This window comes from Myroides sp. DW712, from assembly GCF_046557355.1.
Classification (GTDB): Bacteria; Bacteroidota; Bacteroidia; order Flavobacteriales; family Flavobacteriaceae; genus Flavobacterium.
The window spans coordinates 1-17,823 of sequence record NZ_JBKFDO010000016.1; the positions used below are offsets into that span (position 1 = coordinate 1).

Genomic DNA, 17,823 nt, shown 5'->3' on the forward strand with positions numbered 1-17,823 from the left:
CCAGTGTCACCAGTGATACCACAACAGGAACGATCACCTTTAAAGATGAACAAGGTGTTGAAACCGTTTTGAATGTGAGTCAATTGGTTCAATTGCACGAGACCTTGACTGTTTTGGATTACAATGCTACAACAGGAATATTAACCTATCAAGATGAACATGGAGATAGGGTAACAGTAGATATCAAAGGAGCCATTCAGTCTTTTGAAACAGTTACCAGTGTCACCAGTGATACCACAACAGGAACGATCACCTTTAAAGATGAACAAGGTGTTGAAACCGTTTTGAATGTGAGTCAATTGGTTCAATTGCACGAGACCTTGACTGTTTTGGATTACAATGCTACAACAGGAATATTAACCTATCAAGATGAAAAGGGCGATGTGGTAACAGTAGATATTAAAGGAGCCATTCAATCGTATGAGACTTTAACTGTTTTAGGGTATAGTGAAACAACCGGTTTATTGACCTATCAGGATGAAGAAGGAAGTACCACAACAGTCAATTTGAAAACGGCAATTAAAGCCAATGAAACAGTGACTAAATTGGTGCGTAATCAAGATGGAACGATGACCTACTATAATGAAAAAGAAATCGATGCCGAAGGTGAACCTATAGCGAACACAGGAACTACGTTTGCCATACCCGTAACTAAAACGTATGAGTTGACCAATAAAATAACAACAGATAACTCCACTTTTTACGCTAGTGATTGGACCATTGAACAAATGATTAGAAATTGGGATTACCCCAATTATTTTTCCACTACAGGAGAGGAACCACAGGTTGTATTAAGAAGTTTTTTTGATACGGATGGAAATCAGGAGGGATCGAAGTATATGAATTTTGATTTTTTCGTGAAATGTAATACACATACCCTAGGAGACGTCAGCCCTATTGGAAAGATAGAAGCAGAGTTACAAGTCGAAATTTATATTAATGATATATTAATTAAAGAATTCTTTCCCTTGCGTTATACGTTTGGACGAGCGGAAGGGTATGACGGTTTTGATGTGAAGCACTATGGTGGAATCGTCACCTATGCAAATGATTTAAGCTTACAAAGAACCAATAATAGATTGGAGATTCGAATTGCTCCAATTAGAAGTACGTTCAAAAATAATATTGGTGTGAATAATGGCTCTTTTGCGGTGGGGGCAAAAGCCTTTTCTATTGAAATATTAGATGTTGCTTTCCACATATTTGAAAAACTTTAAGCTATGAAAAAGTACGTTCAAGTATTTGTGTGTTTTTTGGTTGGAGTCTTGCCCATTCTTGGGCAGGCTCCGTTCCAAAACACCATGGTCAATCAGGGTCTATTAATTATTACACCGGAGGCCTTAATTAGTACAAGTTATGATTTTAACAATACAGATACAGGTATCGTTAAGAATGATGGAACGACCTATTATTACCGTGATTTCAACAATGATAATTTGTATTATCACAGTAATCAGACCAAGGCGCAAGCTATTTTTACGCCTTTAGATGCGCAGCAAGGGCATCAACTTATTTCAGGTTCTAGACCTTCAGATTTTTACGATGTAGTTTTAAACAATCCTACAGCAATTCGGGGATTTGATCTTAAAAATGAACTGAATGTCAAGGGAAGTATGGAGTTTCAGGAAGGGATTATCAAAGTAGATGCGTTGGAAGGCATGTTGACCTTTCATCAAGGGGCACAAGCTATAAATCCCAACGATCGTAGCCATGCAGAAGGCTATGTTGAAAAAATAGGTAAAGAAGCATTTACTTTTCCGATTGGCGATAAAGGCTGGTATCGCTATGCGAGTATTTCAGCACCAGAACATGAAAAAGAAGCCTATAAAAGCATGTATGTGACTATGGATCCGCTATTTTATGACACGCATAATAAGAGACAAGAAGGAATTGAATTCCTCAATATGAATGAATATTGGAGGGTTGATAAAGTTACGGCAGATCAAGGTGAAATCATGCTGACGCTCAGTTGGGATGAACGCACAACTCCTCCTGAACTAGTACCAAATATTCACCAGGAACTAACTATTGTTCGATGGAATAAACAAACACAGCAGTGGGAAAGTCAAGGAGGTATTGTAAATGTGGAACAGAAAGAAATAATGGCACCCACAATAGTCGAAGGAGAGGGGTATTTTACCTTGGCTACTGTAGGAAATGCTCAGGAATCCGGAGAGAATGGAGAAGGGTTTGTTATCTATAATCTGGTAACCCCTAATGCGGATGGTAAAAATGACTACTTCTATATTGAAAATATCTATACCATACCGAATAATCGAGTAGAGATTTACAATCGTTGGGGGGGCAAAGTTTATGAAACAACACACTATGATACAGTAGATAATGTGTTCCGAGGATATTCTGAAGGTCGAGTGACTATAAACAAAAACGAACTTCTTCCTACAGGAACATATTACTATATCCTAACGTATGAAGCAAAAGAAAATAATACTAGCAGTGTGAAGAAATGCTCGGGTTATCTTCATTTAGAAACAAATTAATAAAAGAAAAGTAGTGAAAAATAGAAGAATATACTGCAGACTGATTTTAGTAATACTAGGAGGTCTGCCTGGCTTGGTGTATGGACAGCAAGATCCTCAATATACCCATTATATGTATAATCACTCTGCAATCAATCCTGCTTATGCGGGTAGTCAACAGGGAATTGAGTTATTTGGACTGTATCGCACGCAATGGATCGGGCTAGATGGTGCTCCAAAAACAGCAACCTTGGCTATGAGTACACCATTGGGAAATAGCGGACTGGGTTTAGGAGTGAATTTTACCAATGATCACTTAGGAGTAATGGATGAGAATCGATTAGCAATTGATTTATCCTATACGATTGACTTGAATTACCAATACAAATTGGCCTTTGGAGTAAAAGGAACAGGAAGTTTGTTGGATGTAACTTACAGTGAATTAACTATCTATGATGGAACGGATCCTGTGGCTAGTCACGATATTAAAAATTCGTTTACTCCCAATTTAGGTGCTGGTTTATTTCTGTATTCTAACAAGGCCTATGTGGGGGTATCAGCTCCCAATTTGTTTACACAATCTAGGTATGATGACAATGAACTGACAACACTTCGTCAGAAATTACACCTCTATGTTACGGGAGGATACGTATTTGATTTGAATGATAATTTAAAATTTAAACCAGCGGCTATGGTGAAAATGGTTGAAGGAGCGCCGCTCCAGGTAGATGTTAGTGCGAATTTTATGTGGATGGAAAAATTTACCCTCGGAGCGGCTTACCGCTGGGATGCAGCAGTAAGTGGTCTAGTTGGTTTTCAAGCAACAGACGCGATTATGATTGGTTATAGTTATGATGCAGATACAACCAAATTAGCCCATTATGGGTCTGGTTCCCATGAGATTTTTATGCGTTTTAATTTGTTTAATGGTTTTAAGCGCCTCACTGCACCGAGGTTCTTTTAATAGGGAATAATTATGATAAGAGAACTAAATATAGGGTTGCTAAGTCTAATGTTGTGCTTGGGAACTACAGGATATAGCCAGATTAAAAAGGAAAAACGTGCCGATGAGCATTTTGATCATATGGCTTATGCTAATGCGATTGAACTTTATGAAACCTTGGCAAATAAAGGATACATAAATACTTCTATCCTTCAGAAATTAGGGGATTCCTACTATTTTAACGGGAAACTACAACAAGCTAATCCGTGGTATGCCCTGCTTTTTGATGCCTCTTACAAAGATAAAGAAGTGTCAGAGTTGCCTTCGGAATACTATTATCGATATGCACAAACATTAAAAAGTGTAGAAGACTATAAAAAGTCTCAAGAATTGATGGATCAATTTGCAGCAAAAGAACAAGGAGATTCACGTGCGTTATTATACACGAAAAATCGGGATTATTTGTCGCATATTGAGCAGCAATCCGAAGTGTATGAGCTAAAATTGTTATCCCTTAATTCCCCTTACTCTGATTATGGGGGAAGTATCCTGGGGAGTGAGTTTGTCTTTACTTCAGCGAGAGAAACACCAACGGCTAAGGAAAGTGATATTCACACTTGGACGAATGAAAGTTATACAAGTTTGTATCGCGCTCAAGTCGATGCACATGGATTGAGTGAACCCAAACGCTTGATTGTAGGAGTCGATACGGATGTAAATGATGCAACCGCTGTTTTTACTCAGGATGGAACTACCATGTATTTTACGCGAAACAATGCCAAAAAAAATGGCAAAAGCAAACAAAATAAGCAACATACGTCCATGTTGAAAATTTATAAGGCAATAAAGCAAGGGGATGGGCAATGGGGACAGGTAGAGGAGTTATCCATCAACTCGGATAATTACAATACCGCCCATCCCGCTTTAACGCCAGATGATAAATGGTTGTACTTTGTTTCGGATCGCCCAGAAAGCTTAGGCGAATCGGATTTATACCGCATGTCTTTGTATGCCAATGGGGAGTATGGTTCAGTTGAAAATTTAGGCGCTACAATTAATACTGCAGGACGAGAGTCTTTTCCGTTCATCACTTCCGATTATCAGCTGTATTTTTCTTCAAATGGTCATCCTGGATTAGGCGGTTTGGACGTATTTGTTGCCAAACTATATCCCGATGGAAATCTAGGCCCTGTTGTGAATATGGGAAAACCCATCAACAGCCCCATGGATGATTTTGGTTTCTACTTTGATCCCAAACAAAAGAAAGGTTTTGTAAGCTCCAATCGTATAGAAGGCCAAGGATCAGATAATATTTATTTAGTTGCAGAAAAACCTTGTAATCAAATGATTGAAGGTAAAGTTTACGATAAGAATACCCAAAAAGTGTTGACAGATATTACTCTTACTCTTTCCGACGCACAGTATCAACGTCTAGATACACTGCGTATTAATAATCAAGGCTATTACACGAGTTCGCCGTTAAATTGTGGAAGTAAGTATCGAATCAAGGTTGAGTCACCTTCGTATAGTACAGTTGAAGTAGTGGTACAAACAGATAACACAGGTGGAGTAAAAACAATGAATATCGGACTAGAACCACAGGAAATTCCTATAGAAGTGAATGATGATTTATTTAAAACCTTGTCTTTAGAACCAATTCACTTCGATTTCGATAGTAATTTCATCCGTTATGATGCGGCTATAGAATTGATGAAAGTAGTGGAGCTCATGAAAAAATATCCGAAGTTAAAGATTGATATTCATGCACATACAGATAGCAAAGGAAATGGAGCGTACAACTTGAATTTATCTAATCGTCGGGTAGAAGCCACTATCGGATGGATGATTGATCATGGTATTGAAGCAAATCGTTTAAGTGGTCGCGGATATGGAGCAACCCGTTTGTTGAACAAATGTAAAAAAGGAGTGCGTTGCACCAATGCGGAACATCAACAAAATAGACGTTGTGAGTTTATTGTACTAGAGAAATAAGAAATTAATGAAAGCTATTTTTTAGGTTATCCCGCTGTAGGATGTAAAACAAACAGCTGGAGTATAGAATGCTCCGCATAGCGGAGCTTTCTTTTCCATAGAAACCACAGCAATAGTGAGGTTGAGTTGTGCTTCGTTCTTTGAATGATTGTATAGATGGTATAGGATGAGAGAATCGTTTAGAATTACCCAAGGAAAAAACGTGCATATGGAAACTAAAATTGATAAAAATACAAGCTGATAAGTTGAAAATGAATCCTGATGTAAGAAGGGAAACGTAAAAATAAATTGATTTTTATAGCTATCGGTTCAATTGCAAGAGGAAGAAGATGGGGCGGCCTAGAGGAATTGGAAAGGAAGAAGGAAATAGTCTGGTTAGTTGTCTGCTTAACCAATTAATCAATTGGAATGTAGTTTTATTAATTTACAAGTCTTCTGCTTTTTTATTTACACTTTAGTACCCTTTTTTTTTGCTGTTTCTTGAATTTTGTTTCGTGAAAAATAAAGAATATCACTTATTCACTAGGCTATTCTTTAGTTGTTTAGCATCAAAGATGCTGTTTTGGTCGAAAGTAAAAAGTCTTCGGGGTTCGGTATGCATGTATCTTACCTGAAGAAGGAAAAGCTTGCCATGATTTATGTTGTTAGGATCAAAAGAAAATCCAAAAAAAACTAAAAAAGAGTAGTGAAAAGGGAATCTGTTGTTTCCAAGAAGTATGGCCCATTTATGGGCATACTTCTCTTTATTGTGGAAGAGAAAAGTCAATCCCCGCAAGGAAAATAGAACCGATGAGACGTAGGACGCAACAACTGCGAGTGGTATCAGGAGGCATCTTTACGCTATCCAAGGGGTATATAAGAACAAATTAATATAAAAAATCGTGAGAAAACGAATGAGTAAACTAGGTGTATCCCTTTTAATCTTAGGGGGATATTCGTCGCTTTATGCGCAACAGTATCCCTTGTACACACAATATATGTATAATCCTACGGTGATTAATCCCGCCTATGCAGCAAGTAAAGAATACATGAGTTTTTTTGGTTTATATCGGAACCAATGGATGGGGATTGATGGAGCGCCAAAAACAGCTAATATTGGTTTTACCACTCCCTTAAATCAAACGAATTTGGGATTGGGGATAAATTTTGTCAATGACCATATTGGGGCAATGGACGAAAATAGTCTAGCCATTGATTTGGCCTATACACTGGATTTAGATGGACAATACAAATTAGCAGTCGGATTAAAGGGAACTGCGAATTTGTGGAGCATGGCCTATTCGAAATTGAATATATACGATCAAACGAATCCCTTTGCATATGAAGATGTAAAAAATAAATTTACTCCTAATATTGGTGCCGGTGCCTATTTATTTTCTGACATCGCTTACTTAGGGCTATCTGTACCTAAAGTGTTCAAAGTGGACTATTATGATGATATCAAACGAACCACTATGCGCCAAAAACCCTTATTCTATATGACTGGGGGGTATGTAGTGGATTTAGCGCCAAATTGGTTGTTCAAACCTACCTTTCTCTCAAAGATCGGAAGTGGTAAACCTTCCATAGAATTAACCGCAAATTTTATGTTTCAAGAAAAATTCACCCTTGGGACAGCCTATCGTTGGAATGCTTCTATTAGTGCTTTGCTCGGTTTTAAACTGGATGAGAATTGGTTTATCGGTTATACTTATGATATAGATACGACCAAATTGAATCCCTATAATGCAGGATCCCATGAGCTATTTATGCGTTTTGATTGGATGGGGAGTTTTGCGGCAAGAAACCAAAGTAAAAGTCGATTCTTCTAAAAGAAAAGATAAAGTAAGTTAGAAGCGAAGTAGTAAAAGTAAAGCATTTGTTTGCTGCCATTGCACGAAGACCAACAGTATAGGATAACGTAAAAAAGCCTAGTAAAGCCCAAGAGAATAAAAACGCAAGAGTAAAAAGGGAAGCGATAGAACAAAAATAATCAGACTACTATGTTGAGCATCTGTTCATTTGAGTTTAAAAGCGATAAAATACAAATTCTTACACCTTAAATCAAAAAATGCAATGAAAGAAGAAATGAAACAAAACAAAGAAGGGATACTCTCTTCTACAGAGATTTTAACGAGATTAAAAATCTTATTAGGGGTACGGTCAGCGAAAGAATTAGCCCACTTTTTTAACCTAAAACCCAATACAATTTCCTCTTGGAAAAAGAGAAATACATTGTCCTATTCCAAGATTATAGAACTTTGTAGCCAACATGAAATTGATCTTAATGCGCTATTTTATACGGCCTATCAAAATATTGCCATCAACAAGAGTTATGTACAAGTTCCTATTGTTTATCTAGATGATTATTTGGAATACTACTTGAATTTGCACACGAAGAATAAAAAGATAAAGCAGATTTACTTTCCCAAAAGTGTCAATTTTAATTTTGTTATTCAGATGTATTCCAATTCATTGGAACGCATGCAAAGTGAATTGATGTATGTCTTTTGTAAAAAAGTAGAGCTAGCTCAGGTGGGAATCGGTAAAGAGTATGTTTTTCTGATAAAAAATAAAGGATTTCAAAAGTATATCGTACTTATTAATGAAGTAGAACAACACCGACTGCGACTAGAACGAGCGCAAGAGGAAACTATTTGGATTAATACAAAAGAAGTTTCTGAGTGTTTTCAATGTATCAATGTGATGTCCTGTTAAAACAAAAGTAAGAAAAGGGGAAAGAAATTGATGTTGTGGTTTGATTGGACAGGATTGAAACTTTTTAATTGATGCAAATCTAACTTTTATCACTAAAAAAGGCTGTCTTCATTTGACAGCCTTTTTTGTAACCCGACTGTTTCAAGTGAAAATGAAGGCACTTGTGAAAAAAAGTAACTCCTTATAATTTTTACTGCTCTTCATCTGCTGAATTTCTGCTAATGGCTAGGTACCACAGGAGAAAAATGCCCTTCAAACGATATTCTTTATGCCCTTGCGTTTGAAAAAACTAGCACAGCTGATCGAATAAGGCATGCGTTGCTAAAGATTAAGCTAAAACGAGAGAAATAGAGTACGAAAATGAGGTAAATGATCCATTTTTATCTATTTAACGGTTCATTTTTTTTTAAAATAAATTGATTTGACTTATTTAACTAAAGTAAAAAAGAATACTACTAAAGGGAATAGTGTTTTTTATTTCATTGAAAATGAATGAATTGTTGCGGCTTTGTTGTGGAAAGGGATATTTTTTACAAAAGCAAATACATATATTCAAATTTACTTTGATGTTTTTACACTTTGTTCAATTTTTTTTGAATTGTGGTGATTTCTTTGTCCCATAAAATAATAAAAGACAAATGAAAAGAATAGCAGGATTGATACTTTGCTTATTTACTTCTACAATGGGGGCACAAGTATTAGGGGTTAATACACCAACCCCCTTAAGTACATTAACAGTAGACGGATCTTATTCTGGAAGAAGTAGAGAAGTGTATGTGGCGAATTATACGCTTACAAATGAGGATTACACTCTATTTTATGTCAATAGAAGTTCTGATGGAACTTTTTTATTACCTAAAGTAGAAGATATTTCAGATCAGAATACAGGTAGGGTGTACCACATTAAAAACCTTTCTCCAACACGATCAGTAAGGGTTAGATCCATAGCTGGACAAGGGTTTAGCTCAGGAGTAAATTTAGATAATAATCAAGGAGTATTTGAACTTTTCCCTGGTGATTACTTAGCTGTGATTAGTAACAACAATGGAACATGGAGTGTACTGCAGTATGAACCGCAGCGTTTTGCGACTATGGCGATAGATTGGTCTGGTAGTGTTCCTTCGAATGAATTGCATTTTCGCAATTTGAATATTAGAGCAATAGATGGAATAGTAGCCTCACAAAATAATGCAGCTTATTTGCAATTTAAACTAGATGGACGTGTTCATGATGTTGCTTATGTGCGGTTTAGCAAAGCGGGGAAAGCCAAACCTTATAATGTGACGAGTACGTTTAAGGAGATAAGTACACTCAATAGCGAATGGTATTATATGTACTCAGCTACAGGTGCAATGGCTATATCGGACTGTATATATAGGAATTCTATAGAAATGGCAGATATCACCCTGGGACAAGGGTCTACGAATCAGATATTTAGAATTAAAGCTTTTGTCGTGGATATAGATAGCAGAATACCCGTTGGGAAGAAGTTAATAGTATCAGTAGAATTAATGAATTAAAAATAAAAATAGAAATTTAAATAAATGAAGAAAATTGTATTTTTTGCCTTTTTAATAGGCGCAAATTTTGTAGGAAAAGCACAGGTAGGTATTGGTACTCCAACACCAGCAAATGCAGCTATGTTAGATGTGGAAGCTGCGGATAAAGGAATTCTAATTCCCAGAGTACAACTAAAAACAATAGGTGATTTCGCTCCAATTGAGGGAGAAAAAGTAGAAAGTTTATTGGTTTACAATAACGGAACGCTAGTGCCCAAAGGATTTTATTTTTGGAGCAACAGCATGTGGAACCAAATTATTGACCAAGCCAATCTAGAAGTTTCCATTAATACCATTATTAATGGAGGAAATGGTAGCGATTTAGGAGAGTTGAAAAGAGTAGTGGATTTCTTGGTACCGACGAACCCTAAAAGCGGTGATAAAAGCTTAAGTCAAGCCGCTCTTATTATTGATCCAACGGATAATAAAATTTACAGCGTTAGCTATGACGTAACAACAGATGCATATATCCGTACTGAAGTGCAACTACAAGAGAGTATCAAGGCATTTGAAACACGCACTTACTTTAAAAAGGGAATGATCCAAGTTGATGGACAAGAACCTAATTTTGAACTTACCAATACAGCACCTGATTTCTCAGTAACGAAAAAAGGAGATGTTTTTTATCAATATTTAGGAGAGGATGACCGCATCGATTATTTAAACCTTACGGCTGATATTACCAATATTATCGAGAATAATGAACACATTAAAAACGAAATTACAAACATCATTAATCAAGGAGGTAACGTTTATTTTACCAAGGATGCTATTGAGGATATTCCCGCAAATAGTATGTACTACGTAGACACAGAGACAGGAGAGAAAACGGTTGTGGATATCTCTGAAACTATCATTAATACCATAACAGAAAGTATAGAAACTATAATAACACAAGTAGGGAGTAAAATTACAACAAATGAAGTGGTTAAAACAGGTAATTCAGTAGATGGGGATACCGTATTTATCTATAAAACAACAACCGAATTTACGGGGGCTAAGGCAAGACGCGTAGAATTAGATCAAAAATTACTTGAAGGAGGAAAACACATTAACCGTATTCTTAGTATTCAAGTATTTAAAGACAAGAAATTCATTACTAATTTGGTGACAGATGTAGAAATATTTGCTACACAAACAAAGGTGGATTTTAATTTGGGAAATGGCAAGATGTATATGCCTGTAGAAAGTGGAACGTATGAGGTAATACTCGAGTTTACAGCAAATTAGATTGTATGATATTCAGGTGAGATGAAACTCACCTGAATACTTTTACCCATTGAGTCTCGATATATCCTTTTGAATAAAAAGAACTACAATTGATACACACAGAACTACAATGAACAATAATTCCTTACTACCACAAGTCAGAATTAATTCCTCAAAGGAAGTCTTGACAAAATTAAAAATTTTATTAGGGGTGAAATCGGCAAAAGAATTGGCTGGTATTTTACATCTAAAACCCAATACTATTTCCTCATGGAAAAAGAGAAACACGCTGTGTTATACCAAGTTAATTGAAGTGTGTAAGCAACACAATATTGATTTAAATGAATTATTCTTGGCAGATTATTCCAAAAAACCCATCGATAAAAACTATATCGGGATTCCAATTATTTACATCGATGATTATTTGGAATACTATTTGAGTATAGAGGGAAAACACCAAAAGCTCAAGAAAATTTACTATCCTAAACAAGTTTGTTTTGATATTATTATTCAGCTATACGGTACTAGTGAGGAGCAAAAGGACTCCCGTCTACTATATGCATGCTGTAAAAAAGTTGATCTTTCAGCGGTGGAAGTAGCGTATAGTTATGCTTTTTTACTTGTTCAAAAAGGATTTCAACGCTATAAACTTATTAAAATAGACCAAGAAAAAAAGAGGTTATATGTACAAAAAGATAGCGATGAAATTACCGAGCTTAACACAGATGAAATCATTGAAATTTTTCAGTGTATAAAATATTTTCCCTGTTAATACAACAATCGAATACCAACTAAATAAAGGTGTTTTTATTCGTAGTAATACTAAGTTCAACAACAACAGGAATCAGATATAAAATTAGAACAGTAAAAGAAAAGTATGGAACTATTGAAGTACATTTTAATTTCCGTTCCTATGATTTCATCAATGACATGTGGAATTATTCTAATGGTTGTTTTTTATAAAAATCTTTCGGCAACGGAAATACCCATTCTCAGAACATTAGGAGGGTATTATTTTGCATTAATTGCCTTGTGGATTACAGATAATCTCACACAAAAATTATGGGGAAGTCGCATTTTTTTACTCCCTGTATTGTCGTTGTGGATTATGTTGTCTCAGGTGTGTTTTTATCATTTTATCTGCTTTATCATTCCTGCAAAAAAGAAATTCAATTACTTGCAATACTTTTTCATCTTTGTTGTGCTGGTTTTGTCGTATGTGTTTATTCATGAGCTCAAACAAACCCTGGGGTATCAATACTTGGATTTTAATGCCTTTTGCTCTAAATACTTATATCGGTTTATTGCTTTAAATACAAGTATTTATACGGTTTTGTGTTGGATGAGAGTGTATCGTTATCACCAAGAAAAGAATAAGCGAAAGATTCAAATTAAACGGTTGAATTGGATTCATCTCGTGTTGGTGTTTAAAACTATATTCACCCTCTTTTTTAGCTTGAATAATCCAAGTATTAAGATGCAAAGTATAATCATTTTTGTTTTATCTGCTCAACATATTGTATTGACCTTTAATATGCTATTGGAGAAAAATAGAGTGAAAATTCCTGTAGCATACAAAACAAATGTATTACTGTCCTCTGGACAAATTGTTTCCGTGGATCAAACGGGAACTCTAATCAATGACGGATTAGCATCAACCTTTGTAAACTCCAATGCTCGAATTGAAAACCTCTTAACTCAAAAAGATCTCGTACGGTACTTTAAAAAGGAAAAACCTTATACAAAAAATGATTTTCGATTGGATACACTCGTCAACCATTTTGGCGTGAATCGAACCTATATCTCAAAGTTTATCAATGTAACCTATAACTGTAATGTCAGTCAGTTTATCAATTGCTGGCGCCTAAAAGAAGTAGAAGAGCTACAACGCTCAAACAAAGAAAGTAGCATAGAAGAATTAGTAACTAAAGCCGGTTTTTCCGATTATCGGCATTATTTACGAGCCATGAATAACGCAGAAAAACGTCAACAAATTTAATTCGTATGGATTATCAATACCTTTTTTTAGGAGTTTCCTTTTCTTCCTCAATATTTTCAGCCCTCTTTTGTCTGGCTTTGTTAGGGTTGAAATTAGTCGACGATACTACAGATCCTATCGTGAGAAAAGCTACTATTGTGTTAATCTTGTTCTATATTGTCTGTATTTTTTGCTATAGTACAACCTTTTTTGACGTCTTTCAATTGCTGCCCTTGCCGTGTTTTAAAGGGGTGAACTTCTTAACTACTTTGTTGATACCCACCTTGTTTTATCACCTTATTTTTATCTTGACCCGATTGAAGAAAGAAGAAAAGTTTCAGTATTTCCACTATGGGATTAGTGTATTCTTGAGCCTTGCATTTTATTTTTATCATCATACCAAAATCGAAGAGGTAGTGGAGGCCTATTTCTTACAAACAACAAAAATTACCTTCTTGTTATTCAATGAAGATAGTGTGATGGCAACGCTCTTTAACTTGATTTATTTGTTGTTATCCTTTTTTCGCCTCTTGCGGTATCGCAAAAATATAACGCATTACTCCTCCAATGAAGAACAAGATTTTCTCTTTTGGCTCTACCCTATTTTTGTAATCGGATTCTTGCTTTTCCCAGGGTCTATTGTGCTGTACCTGCTTCCTCAGCTTCATAACAATATCCTCCTAGGACAATTAATTCCTAACTTTTTGATTATGTTTTTTAATATTAGTCTTTGCTATAATTTGTTTTGTGAAAATTTTGCTCAGGTAACCGAAGACATTGTTGAAGAAGTAAAAAACAACAACCTGGATGAAGAAAAAAAGGAAAAAGAAGGAACAATTGCCAAAGAAAGATTTGAAAAATATATACAAGAAACAAAGCCTTTCTTAAACCCACAGCTGAAAATTACGGATCTATTGAGTGATTTGATGACCAATAGAAGCTATTTATCTCAATTTATAAATACAACCTATAAGAAGAATTTTTCACAATTTATCAATCAATGCAGATATAAGGAATACCTCAGACTCAAAGAAACCTCCAATTTAGAACAAACAACGGAAACCGATCTCATTCTCATGAGTGGATTTCGAAGCTATGAAAGCTTTAAAAGAACGGAAGATGCAGTGTGTAAAGAAAAAAATAAAACACAGTTGTAAAATCCCTTCATATAAGATACCAATAGGAGTTGGAAATAGTGTTTGACCGTTAACATGGGATAAATTTCACCACTTTCTGTAGGGAGATGATGTCCTACAGCGTAAGATTAATTAATGATAATATGATAAAAGAAAATCGTTTGCCTCGTTTTGTACTCATTAGCCTAATGCTTAGTACGACAATATCATTGGCCCAAAATAATGTTTTTTATAATAAAGGAATACTAAAAATTAAGAGTAAAACTATTCTGAGCTCCTATTCTAATTTTACCAATCAAGATCAAGGAAATCTTACCAATGATGGATTATTATATTCTTTTGGAGATTTTACCAATGATGGAAAATTTACCTATACGAAGACGTTAAGTACAGGGGAGGTTTATTTTTTGAGCACCCAGGAACAACAGAAGCGTATTGCGGGAAATGAAGTAGTCAACCTCAATAAAGTTACCTTTGATAACCATAAGACAAAAGGGTATTTTGATTTGAAAGCTAACCTCGATATTTGGGGAGAAGTGGATTTTAAAGATGGAATAATTAAAGTGGATGACCAAATTAATACAGCAACCAAACAACCGATGGGATTAATTAGTTTTATGCCAGAATCCCAACACAAGAATAGTAGTACAACTAGTTTTGTTGACGGAGTAGTAGAAAAAGTTGGAGCAGACCCCTTTATTTTTCCCGTGGGCAATAAGCAACATTATCGACCTGCGCATATCAGTGCGCCTCCAAGTACGAAAGATGTGGTGCTTTGTAACTATGTCCTAGAAGATCCAATGTTCTTTGCCACGCATCAAGAACAAGCGCCAGAAATTAAACAAGTAAATACACAGGAGTATTGGACGCTTGAAAAAGCAAAAAATAGAGCTACACCTTGTCTACTAACTTTGAGTTGGGACGAAAAAACAACACCAGCGGACTTGTTGCTAAATCCCGAACACGAGTTGCATATTGTCTATTGGAATACCAGCAGTAATCAATGGGAAGATCTTGGTGGAATTGTGGATGTAGAGAATAAGACCATTACAACCCCAGCGAATATTACGAATTTTGGTTATTTTACTTTGGCGACAATACATCCTGTTTCCCCAGAAGAGGACGATGTAATTATCTATAATTACGTCAATACCACTGGGGGAGATGAGAATGACCACTTTATTATTAAAAACATCACAAACTATCCTGTCAATGCAGTGCAAATATTCAATCGTTGGGGAGCCAAAGTCTATGAAACTAAAAATTACGATAGCCATGGAAATGTGTTTAAAGGCTACCAAACTAAAGGGGGAAAATTGCCTGCGGGAACTTATTACTACTTTATAACCTATAAAAAAGAAACTAAAAATAGGACTTATACCGTGAAGAAAACGGGATATCTTCACTTAGATGCCAAGTAAAAAGTAGAATAATTTTACTGTGAATAAAAAAAATTGCTTAGGCGCTCCCAAAAGGAGCGTCTTTTTTGTGTTCTCTAAGAAAGTTGCGGTTTACTCGGAGTAACACACAAAAAATAGCAAGCACAAAAAAACAGCAAATGATATTCCCAATAAAAAGGGAGGTATACCCAAACATGAGATAGACTTTCTTTATGTGGATATAAGTTATTTCTTTATAAAAGTGCTTTGAAAAGCACGGAAAAAGGGTATTTTTGTTTCTACAATTATTAAAAAGAGTATTATGTCAACAATAGAAAGAACAAAGTGTTTAATTATTGGGTCAGGACCTGCAGGATATACAGCAGCAATTTATGCCGCAAGAGCAAATATGGCACCTGTATTATACCAAGGATTGCAACCAGGAGGTCAATTAACAACGACAAATGAGGTAGAAAACTTCCCTGGATATCCCGATGGTGTAACAGGACCTGAAATGATGCTACAACTCGAGGCTCAGGCTAAACGCTTTGGAACAGATGTAAGGGATGGATGGGTTACTAAGGTTGATTTAAGTGGAGCAATTAAAAAAGTTTGGGTAAACGAAACTACAGAAGTGCACGCAGATACTGTAATTATTTCTACTGGTGCTACAGCAAAATACTTGGGATTACCGTCTGAACAACACTACCTTAACCTTGGGGGAGGAGTATCCGCTTGTGCGGTTTGTGATGGATTCTTCTACAGAAATCAAGAAGTGGTTATCGTTGGAGCTGGGGACTCTGCTTGTGAAGAAGCTCATTACTTATCTAAACTTTGTAAAAAAGTAACCATGTTAGTGCGCAGCGATACGTTTAGAGCATCTAAAATTATGGAAGATCGCGTGCGCAATACAGAAAATATTGAAATTTTATTGAATACCAGTACAGTTGAGGTACTTGGAGATGGTAACGTGGTGACAGGAGTCAAAGTGAAAAATAATGAAACAGGAGTAGAAACAGAGATTCCTGCAACTGGATTCTTCGTGGCGATTGGACATAAACCCAATACGGATATCTTCCAAGGACAATTAACCATGGATGAAACAGGCTATCTAATTACAGCAGGTAAAACAAGTAAAACGAATATTGATGGAGTTTTTGCTTGTGGAGATGTACAAGATAAAGACTACAGACAAGCTATTACGGCTGCTGGGTCAGGATGTATTGCCGCGCTAGATGCAGAACGTTATTTAGCCGCTCAAGATTAATACGAAATGCAATAAGAAATAGGGCTATTTGCCTTGTTTATCATCAAGAAACAAAATATAATAAATTAGGGATAAGGCTGTTGCGTCTTATCCCTTTTTTTACTTTATTATTTTTATGCCTTTAGTAGAATTTTATAGAGTCCATCCTTAGATATTTTTATCTTTGTACTTTAAAATCTCGACATGCTTTTATTAAAAAATATATCGTTTAGTTATACCGCCAATAATATCGTTATAGACGCCATTGATTTAGTGATTGAAAAAGGAAAACACGTGGCTTTGCTCGGTGAGAGTGGATGTGGAAAAAGTACGCTACTCAAACTGATTTATGGACTCCACGACCTCGATCAAGGGGAAATATTCTGGAAAGATAACCAAGTACTCGGACCGGCCTATAATCTGGTTCCTGGTATGGATAATATGCGTTATTTGGCTCAAGATTTTGATTTGATGCCACATACCAGTGTAGCAGAAAATATTGGTAAGTATCTTTCTAACTTTAATTTAGAAAAAAAGAAAGCAAAAATAGATGAATTATTAGCGCTTATCGAAATGACAGCATTTGCCGATGTGAAAGTAAAACTGCTCAGTGGTGGACAACAACAACGCGTTGCCCTAGCTAGAGCCTTAGCTGTCGCTCCTGAAGTATTGCTCTTAGACGAACCCTTTAGCCATATCGATTATGCGCGTAGAAGTGTATTGCGCCGCAAGATATTTGCCTATCTAAAAGAAAATAATATTACCTGTATTGTCGCTACGCATGATAGCATGGATGTGCTGAGCTTCGCAGATGAAACTATCGTGCTCAAAGACGGTAAAGTGGTCGATTATGGCGATACCCAAGACCTATATGAGTATCCATCGGATAAATATGTGGCAACGCTCTTCGGAGAAGTCAATGAATTGTATATCTCCGACTTTAACCCCGATACCAAAGAAGATGAAGTATTGCTTATCTATCCTCATCAATTGATGATCTCTAAACAAAAGGGAGTCTTAGAGGTAGAAGTACAACAAGCATATTTTAATGGTGATGGTTATCTTATCGAGGCCGATTTTAAAAATAATAGAACCCTGTATTTTAACCATCCAGTTGAGGTACAAGTGGGAACTAACGTTAAATTAGCTTTGAAAAAATACCAATAAGAGTTAACGGTTTACGGTTGACAGTTAACGGTTCACG

13 protein-coding genes and 1 pseudogene are annotated in these 17,823 nt (G+C 35.9%); all 14 read left to right on the forward strand.

Annotation, left to right across the window (positions count from 1 at the left end):
• Nucleotides 1-1,217, forward strand: a pseudogene (locus ACLJX0_RS12250) (hypothetical protein); the annotation flags it as partial.
• 3 nt (nt 1,218-1,220) lie between these two features.
• Nucleotides 1,221-2,501, forward strand: a complete 1,281-nt coding sequence (locus ACLJX0_RS12255; protein WP_410880813.1) for a gliding motility-associated C-terminal domain-containing protein — start codon at nt 1,221-1,223, stop codon at nt 2,499-2,501.
• Between the two features lie 28 nt (nt 2,502-2,529).
• On the forward strand, nt 2,530-3,444 hold the full coding sequence (locus ACLJX0_RS12260; RefSeq protein WP_410880883.1) for a type IX secretion system membrane protein PorP/SprF: 915 nt from the start codon (nt 2,530-2,532) through the stop codon (nt 3,442-3,444).
• A gap of 12 nt (nt 3,445-3,456) precedes the next feature.
• Complete coding sequence (locus ACLJX0_RS12265) at nt 3,457-5,415, forward strand: OmpA family protein (RefSeq protein WP_410880814.1); 1,959 nt, start codon at nt 3,457-3,459, stop codon at nt 5,413-5,415.
• An 893-nt stretch (nt 5,416-6,308) separates the two neighbouring features.
• Nucleotides 6,309-7,226, forward strand: coding sequence for a type IX secretion system membrane protein PorP/SprF (locus ACLJX0_RS12270; RefSeq protein WP_410880815.1), 918 nt, complete (start codon nt 6,309-6,311; stop codon nt 7,224-7,226).
• 244 nt (nt 7,227-7,470) lie between these two features.
• Nucleotides 7,471-8,112 carry a helix-turn-helix domain-containing protein gene (locus tag ACLJX0_RS12275; protein WP_410880816.1) on the forward strand — a complete coding sequence of 214 codons (642 nt, stop codon included), beginning with the start codon at nt 7,471-7,473 and terminating at the stop codon, nt 8,110-8,112.
• Between the two features lie 638 nt (nt 8,113-8,750).
• The gene (locus tag ACLJX0_RS12280) at nt 8,751-9,632 is read left to right on the forward strand and encodes a hypothetical protein (RefSeq protein ID WP_410880817.1); all 882 of its coding nucleotides are present in this window, start codon (nt 8,751-8,753) and stop codon (nt 9,630-9,632) included.
• A 24-nt stretch (nt 9,633-9,656) separates the two neighbouring features.
• The gene (locus tag ACLJX0_RS12285) at nt 9,657-10,901 is read left to right on the forward strand and encodes a hypothetical protein (RefSeq protein WP_410880818.1); all 1,245 of its coding nucleotides are present in this window, start codon (nt 9,657-9,659) and stop codon (nt 10,899-10,901) included.
• 109 nt (nt 10,902-11,010) lie between these two features.
• On the forward strand, nt 11,011-11,652 hold the full coding sequence (locus ACLJX0_RS12290) for a helix-turn-helix domain-containing protein (protein ID WP_410880819.1): 642 nt from the start codon (nt 11,011-11,013) through the stop codon (nt 11,650-11,652).
• Between the two features lie 141 nt (nt 11,653-11,793).
• A complete protein-coding gene (locus tag ACLJX0_RS12295; RefSeq protein WP_410880820.1) occupies nt 11,794-12,879 on the forward strand; it encodes an AraC family transcriptional regulator in 1,086 nt (361 codons plus the stop codon).
• 5 nt (nt 12,880-12,884) lie between these two features.
• Nucleotides 12,885-14,015 (forward strand): hypothetical protein, encoded by a 1,131-nt coding sequence (locus ACLJX0_RS12300; RefSeq protein ID WP_410880821.1) that lies wholly within the window; start codon nt 12,885-12,887, stop codon nt 14,013-14,015.
• 122 nt (nt 14,016-14,137) lie between these two features.
• Entirely contained in the window at nt 14,138-15,415 is a 1,278-nt protein-coding gene (locus ACLJX0_RS12305) for a gliding motility-associated C-terminal domain-containing protein (protein ID WP_410880822.1), read from the forward strand.
• Nucleotides 15,416-15,695: 280 nt separating this feature from the next.
• The gene (gene trxB, locus ACLJX0_RS12310; protein ID WP_410880823.1) at nt 15,696-16,640 is read left to right on the forward strand and encodes a thioredoxin-disulfide reductase; all 945 of its coding nucleotides are present in this window, start codon (nt 15,696-15,698) and stop codon (nt 16,638-16,640) included.
• A gap of 183 nt (nt 16,641-16,823) precedes the next feature.
• Nucleotides 16,824-17,786: an ABC transporter ATP-binding protein gene (locus ACLJX0_RS12315; RefSeq protein WP_410880824.1), complete on the forward strand. Its 963-nt coding sequence runs from the start codon at nt 16,824-16,826 to the stop codon at nt 17,784-17,786.
• Nucleotides 17,787-17,823 lie beyond the last annotated feature (37 nt).

Excerpts from the sequence above, each read along its gene's own strand:
- ACLJX0_RS12255 (WP_410880813.1), top strand. The coding sequence starts at position 1,221 with ATGAAAAAGTACGTTCAAGTATTTGTGTGTTTTTTGGTTGGAGTCTTG.
- ACLJX0_RS12265 (WP_410880814.1), top strand. The coding sequence starts at position 3,457 with ATGATAAGAGAACTAAATATAGGGTTGCTAAGTCTAATGTTGTGCTTG.
- ACLJX0_RS12270 (WP_410880815.1), top strand. The coding sequence starts at position 6,309 with ATGAGTAAACTAGGTGTATCCCTTTTAATCTTAGGGGGATATTCGTCG.
- ACLJX0_RS12275 (WP_410880816.1), top strand. The coding sequence starts at position 7,471 with ATGAAAGAAGAAATGAAACAAAACAAAGAAGGGATACTCTCTTCTACA.
- ACLJX0_RS12280 (WP_410880817.1), top strand. The coding sequence starts at position 8,751 with ATGAAAAGAATAGCAGGATTGATACTTTGCTTATTTACTTCTACAATG.
- ACLJX0_RS12285 (WP_410880818.1), top strand. The coding sequence starts at position 9,657 with ATGAAGAAAATTGTATTTTTTGCCTTTTTAATAGGCGCAAATTTTGTA.
- ACLJX0_RS12290 (WP_410880819.1), top strand. The coding sequence starts at position 11,011 with ATGAACAATAATTCCTTACTACCACAAGTCAGAATTAATTCCTCAAAG.
- ACLJX0_RS12295 (WP_410880820.1), top strand. The coding sequence starts at position 11,794 with ATGATTTCATCAATGACATGTGGAATTATTCTAATGGTTGTTTTTTAT.
- ACLJX0_RS12300 (WP_410880821.1), top strand. The coding sequence starts at position 12,885 with ATGGATTATCAATACCTTTTTTTAGGAGTTTCCTTTTCTTCCTCAATA.
- ACLJX0_RS12305 (WP_410880822.1), top strand. The coding sequence starts at position 14,138 with ATGATAAAAGAAAATCGTTTGCCTCGTTTTGTACTCATTAGCCTAATG.
- trxB (WP_410880823.1), top strand. The coding sequence starts at position 15,696 with ATGTCAACAATAGAAAGAACAAAGTGTTTAATTATTGGGTCAGGACCT.
- ACLJX0_RS12315 (WP_410880824.1), top strand. The coding sequence starts at position 16,824 with ATGCTTTTATTAAAAAATATATCGTTTAGTTATACCGCCAATAATATC.